Origin of the sequence: Bacillus sp. ISL-47 (genome assembly GCF_018613175.1) — a bacterium.
Classification (GTDB): Bacteria; Bacillota; Bacilli; order Bacillales; family Cytobacillaceae; genus Cytobacillus.
In genome coordinates this window covers 1-5,252 of record NZ_JAGGQS010000095.1, presented here as the reverse complement: position 1 = coordinate 5,252, position 5,252 = coordinate 1, and the positions used below count along the sequence as shown (strand labels likewise).

At 37.3% G+C, this 5,252-nt stretch carries 6 protein-coding genes; 2 read left to right on the top strand and 4 right to left on the bottom strand.

Annotated elements, in window-relative coordinates:
• Positions 1-113 precede the first annotated feature (113 nt).
• Both J7I93_RS25000 and J7I93_RS24995 read right to left on the bottom strand, forming a co-directional pair.
• A complete protein-coding gene (locus tag J7I93_RS25000) occupies positions 114-623 on the bottom strand; it encodes a hypothetical protein (RefSeq protein WP_214729625.1) in 510 nt (169 codons plus the stop codon).
• Positions 620-1,015 carry a hypothetical protein gene (locus tag J7I93_RS24995; RefSeq protein WP_214988838.1) on the bottom strand — a complete coding sequence of 132 codons (396 nt, stop codon included), beginning with the start codon at positions 1,013-1,015 and terminating at the stop codon, positions 620-622. Before J7I93_RS24995 ends, J7I93_RS25000 begins: the two co-directional genes overlap by 4 nt.
• Before the next feature lie 388 nt (positions 1,016-1,403).
• Between J7I93_RS24995 and J7I93_RS24990 the strand changes: the two genes are divergently transcribed.
• Both J7I93_RS24990 and J7I93_RS24985 read left to right on the top strand, forming a co-directional pair.
• Positions 1,404-1,646 (top strand): DUF2164 domain-containing protein, encoded by a 243-nt coding sequence (locus J7I93_RS24990; RefSeq protein ID WP_110063492.1) that lies wholly within the window; start codon positions 1,404-1,406, stop codon positions 1,644-1,646.
• Positions 1,647-2,283: 637 nt separating this feature from the next.
• Positions 2,284-2,778 (top strand): hypothetical protein, encoded by a 495-nt coding sequence (locus J7I93_RS24985; protein WP_214988836.1) that lies wholly within the window; start codon positions 2,284-2,286, stop codon positions 2,776-2,778.
• Positions 2,779-2,793: 15 nt separating this feature from the next.
• On the opposite strand, the gene J7I93_RS24980 is transcribed toward J7I93_RS24985, so the two are convergent.
• Complete coding sequence (locus J7I93_RS24980) at positions 2,794-4,068, bottom strand: hypothetical protein (RefSeq protein ID WP_214729621.1); 1,275 nt, start codon at positions 4,066-4,068, stop codon at positions 2,794-2,796.
• 240 nt (positions 4,069-4,308) lie between these two features.
• Positions 4,309-4,803 (bottom strand): GNAT family N-acetyltransferase, encoded by a 495-nt coding sequence (locus J7I93_RS24975; RefSeq protein WP_214729618.1) that lies wholly within the window; start codon positions 4,801-4,803, stop codon positions 4,309-4,311.
• Between the last annotated feature and the right edge of the window lie 449 nt (positions 4,804-5,252).

The window sequence follows — 5,252 nt, the reverse complement described above, 5'->3', positions numbered from 1 at the left end:
CACCCCCTCCTACTCGATTTATTTATTTCACCTGCTTCAAAATGGTATCCCAGTTATTAGCGCCATGCTTAATATAAAATAGCGGCCGAAACACCCTCGACCGCCCTCTGATGTTATTCCACCGCCTGAAGCTGCTCTTTTGCTTTTAAAAGCTGAATATAAATTCCCGTTATCGTTTGGGTGAACAAAAAGATCGGGAATGAGTGTGCTAGCCTGTAACCTCCTTGCAGAGTTATTATTCCTGCCTTCGTTAAGACCCACTGAATTGCTACACCAAATAAAGCCCAAATCAGTACGTAAATAATAAATGTTTTTTTATTAATCTTAAACCGTTCATACAGGTAGAAAAAGAAATAGCCAAAAGGAGCAAATAAAACATAGTACATCACATCTGTAACTTCATAATTGTTTAAATCATTTACCTTATAGAAATCTGTCTGTCCCCCGCCTATTGTAAAATCATATAGCACCCCAATAGACAGACCCCAAAGTAAACTTAGTACTCTTATTTGAGGAGCGAGCCGGTCCGGCTTTCTGATTAACAGAAAATACACCAAATAGGCTGCCACAACCATCACGAGTAGAATAATTTCGTTTTTGTCAAAACTCTCCCATAATTTCATGATGCCTTCACCTCTTTTGTTTGGAGGCTTTCAAAGTATTTCAGGGAGTAATAAGCAACAAAATGAAGTAAAAATAAATAAATAACCTCATAAATCATCTTCCACTTCTTATATTCCACCACTTCAAAATAGCGGGCTATGTATATGGAAATCACAAGAAATAATACAGACAGAAAGGTTTTTACGAATTTAGAACCAAAGCCATTGGCTGTCCGATAAAGATTCAGAGTAATAACGACCACCAAAGGAAGGGTTATGCTCCGATGAAGTAAAAATGCGCTATTATTCAATGCCTGTTCAGAGATCTTAGCCATATTCAGCTCTTCATATACAATCCATGTATAATTAATATTTATGACCAGCGTCACCAGATAAACGAAGGTATTTTCCATAAACGTTAGCTTCTTATTCATCACTGTATACAGTAGAATTAAAAGCCAAGCCAGAAAAACCAAAAGAACAAAACCCAAAACACATCATCCCCACATTTTTTTGTTATTATTTGCCCATAAACTGACAGTTATTCTTTTGCATATGACCTGATCCTAATGTAAGGGAATAAAAAAACGGCAGATTCCCGCCGTTAATACGTTCAATTGGTTTAGTTAAGTTGTACTGTTTTTTAATGTTTTTCCATAAAACCTCTGCTTATAGTCAAGCACATTCTGGTCTTATTGCTGAACCCTGATTGTACATATAAATTCATGGAAAACCAGCCTATATTTTTTGGGATTTCGGATGTATAGTAACATGTATCACAGTTTGAGAGGATGGATTTTTTTGTTTATAAAACTTACAAAAGAACAGCAGCAAAAAATGATTTCGGATATTCAAACCTTTTTTTCTCAAGAAAGAGGGGAGGAAATATCGGAATTTAGTGCGGAAAGAGTCTTGGACTTTGCTAAGGAATCACTCGCACCGCATTTCTACAATGCTGCTATTGCTGATGTAAAACATGTAGTTGAGCAGCAATATGCATCAATGGAAGATGAAATCTTAACGCTGGAACGCCCGATTAAATAAAAGCAACTCCCTTTTCCTTGCCAATGGATATTTTAAGGAAAATGATCATCATTCCATAGTGTTATTGGCAGATGGTACTGTGGAATGATGATTATTATCCTTTTTTGCAAACAAAAAGCCGCCAAATTGGCAGCCTGATCTAGGGACCTTCCTTACACTTTTGTCTCTTTGTTTCTTCCAAATAAGCCGTGTGCTACCCATTCTGATCTTAAGCAGAATCATATTGGGTAAGCCTTTTCTTCAGGAACTTTATCTGCACCCACACTTTCTATTTAGTCCATTTTTCACTTTTCCTCCTATTTGAATCCTCTAGCACTTCACCATTATGATTCCTTTCTTCCTATAAGCTGAGGCCGCCATTGCAGCGCCGCCAGCAGAAACCAGTGAACCATTGTTGGTTTTTTCATCTCAAACCCCTCCAATTAAATGTTTTCCCTTATGTCTTTAATACCTGTTTCTTAAAGAACTACTCATGTATCCAATAACTGTAAGATCTTGAAACAAAGTTGTTACGCAGTAAAAAGACTTTAATATTCTGTCATCTATCTGTTCTTTTTCTGAAATAAATCAGTGGTATGATAATTCTGACTGCAATACCCTTGTAACCTGAGATTATTCATAAAGAGAGTGAAAATAGATGCTGAATGTAATGGAAGCTGCAGAACAATTAAAGGGTGCTGGCATTTTTGCCAGTGACCAGGATGTCGTACGCTTGATTGAGGAAGGAAAAATCAAGGCGGAACGCAATCAGAGAAGGAAAACAGCCTACAAAATTAAAATAAAAGATCTTACAGATTTCATTATCCAAAAACAAGCCGAAGAGCATCAGCGGCAATTGGAATGCATCCTTCAGGAAGTTAAAAACCTTAAAGGCCAAATCGAAATCCTGCAGACCCGCATAAATATCGAGGAATCTAAGGTGCGCTCCTTAAAGAAAATGATACATAAACAACATGCCATTTCCGGCTCAGACTTTCACCCTGCCGTGCTTTTGGGCTTAAACACTGAAACCGATGAGCAATTAATCAAAAAAGAATTTAAGAAACTGTTAAAAGCCCTCCATCCCGACCGGGGCGGAGACGAAAGGCTTTTTAAAGTGTTTAATGAACATTACAGTAAGATGCAGTTATAGTTATCAGTATAACTGTTAATAATCATTGGCTTTCATTTCATTTTTCATAGGTAATAATTGCTCCATTTCAAATAAAAACTGCAGCACGTTTTCATAATCTCGTGTTTGGAATAGTAATTCTTTATCGTTAAACACATAGATGGCTGGTTCCGCCTTGCCATCGTCTAATTTAAGTGACTTTTGGATGGTAATATTATCTGCTAATTTAAAGTCAGCTTTATGCGGAGATTTGAAAGGCTTGGTAAAAGATGAATCACCGATTGCCAGGATCGAGAATTTATCTCTTTCCTTTGATAGCCATTTCTTGTCCAGGAAAGTGCGGTCAGGTTCTTTTAATACTTTTATATTCTCTATTTTATGATAGAAGGGAATTTCTTTATTTAAATCAGTCACATCCAGACTGATTTTTTGGCCTGTCCGAAGAGAAGTAACATCTTCTGCTGATAAGGGCTGATCGTCCACCATTATGAACCTAAACTCGCGATCTATACGAGTAACAATTCCTTCAACAGTCCTTTTGCGAACATAAGAATTTTCTTTTATATAATTCTTCAATTCTTCCAAAGTATTTGTCCGGAATATTTCCTTTTCCTGATCAAATAAAATATAACTTGGATCTTTTTCAACGTTCAATTCTGAATGATGCTTATTAGCTGTTTCAGTATCTATGTACCCATGCGTTTCTAACAAGTAGGCTGGGTATTCTTCGTGAAGCTCATCTATTATTGACTGCCCATCCGATTCTGCATCTCCTATAAGAAGCAGTGAATGATACCCTCTACTGTGAGCCAGATATTCTTTTTCAGGATTAACCTGCCGAATATTTAAAGGAATAATATATTCAGCTCTTTTACCACCTTCCCAATAAGCGTGAAGTGAAGGAGTTTCTATACTTGAATAATTACTTAAATAATAATCATCTTCGCCAAAATGACTAGAATAAGGATTTACATATAGTTTGTTATTATGATAGTTTCCTTTAGCCACAAAAATGGGCTGCTCATCATCTGGGAAATCAATTGTTAATTTATCGCGATACTCCAAATTCTTATAGTCAAGCGACCCTGTTAGGTCCGTTAATTCCTTTTCCACTTTTTCACCATGCCATTTATATGTTCCCAAAACTGGCTGTATTTCTTGTTCCCCCACCGATACTATTGGCATGGGAGGCTTTTCTTCCTTATATACCTTTTGCTTGTCAAAAAGGAGCATAACAAGTAAGACTGTCAAGAAACCCATTCCCCATCGTAACTTTTTCTTAAACTGCTCCCTCTTTTCTTCTATTTCCATGAAATCCCTCCCCTCACAACAAACACGTTCTCATCTTATACAAATTAAGTACCTTTTTTTAAGGATCACTTACCTTTGCTCAAATCCGTAAAGCATTGGAAATGATATTTAGTTAATTCAAAGATTTTATTTATATAGGATGTTTTCCTTACCCTATTAAAAAACTGTTCGGCATAACCATTCTATTTACTAGTTCTTCGATGGATAGCTTCCCTTTTCCAGTTCACTATCATCCTATTATTAAATTCCAACTACATTACTTCTTCTTTCCAGCAGGATTGTGTCCCGCCAGACACCATCCATTTTGCCTATGCGCTCCCGCCTTCCGACTTCGCGAAAACCACATTTCTTATGTAATTGAAGACTGGCAGCATTTTCGGGAAAAATTCCAGCTTGTAATGTCCAATATCCGTTTCGTTCACTTTCACTAATTAGGGATTTTAAAAGCAAACCGCCAATTCCTTTTCCCTTGCTGTCTTGTTTTACATATACACTTACTTCTGCAACCCCTTCATAAACACACCGGCTTGAAACTGGACTTAAAGCTGCCCAGCCTAACACTTTTCCTTCTGAACGGGCAGCCAACCGGCAATCCCGTGAATGTCCCGCATCCCACTCTCCCCAGGAAGGAGCACCCTTTTGAAAAGTTGCATGCCCGGTAGCTATACCTACCAGATAGATTGCCCGAGCATCTTCCCAATCTTCCGCCTGCAAGAAATCAATTAATATATTCATTTGGCCACCTTCTTTATCGCTCTCTCCTTTCTTTTATTTCAATAAATGGACGTATTTTTCCTTTATCATTTTAAGTGCCGAATGCTGGCTGCTCATCCGCATTAGCAATTTTGCCTGGTTGATGATATATTCTGCCTAGTTGACTATATATGGACGAAGTTGATGATATATAGCCGAAGCTGATGATAAAATTTGTAAAGTTGACGATATATTGCGTTTTCAAAAGTCAAGTCCTGATTATTGTGTAAAATTTAATACAACAGTTTTCAACCAAAACTTTAGGGGTTCATTCCCTTTTCATTTTTCGAGCGTGACTTCCATGGATTTTTGTCTTCATATCCAGGCAAGGCAGTCAAAGGCTTTTCACTTTGACTGCCTTGCCTGGATATGGAATCATCCATAATGGAAGTTACGCCGAAAGCAGCTATTAGTTATTTTTTAAGTGATTT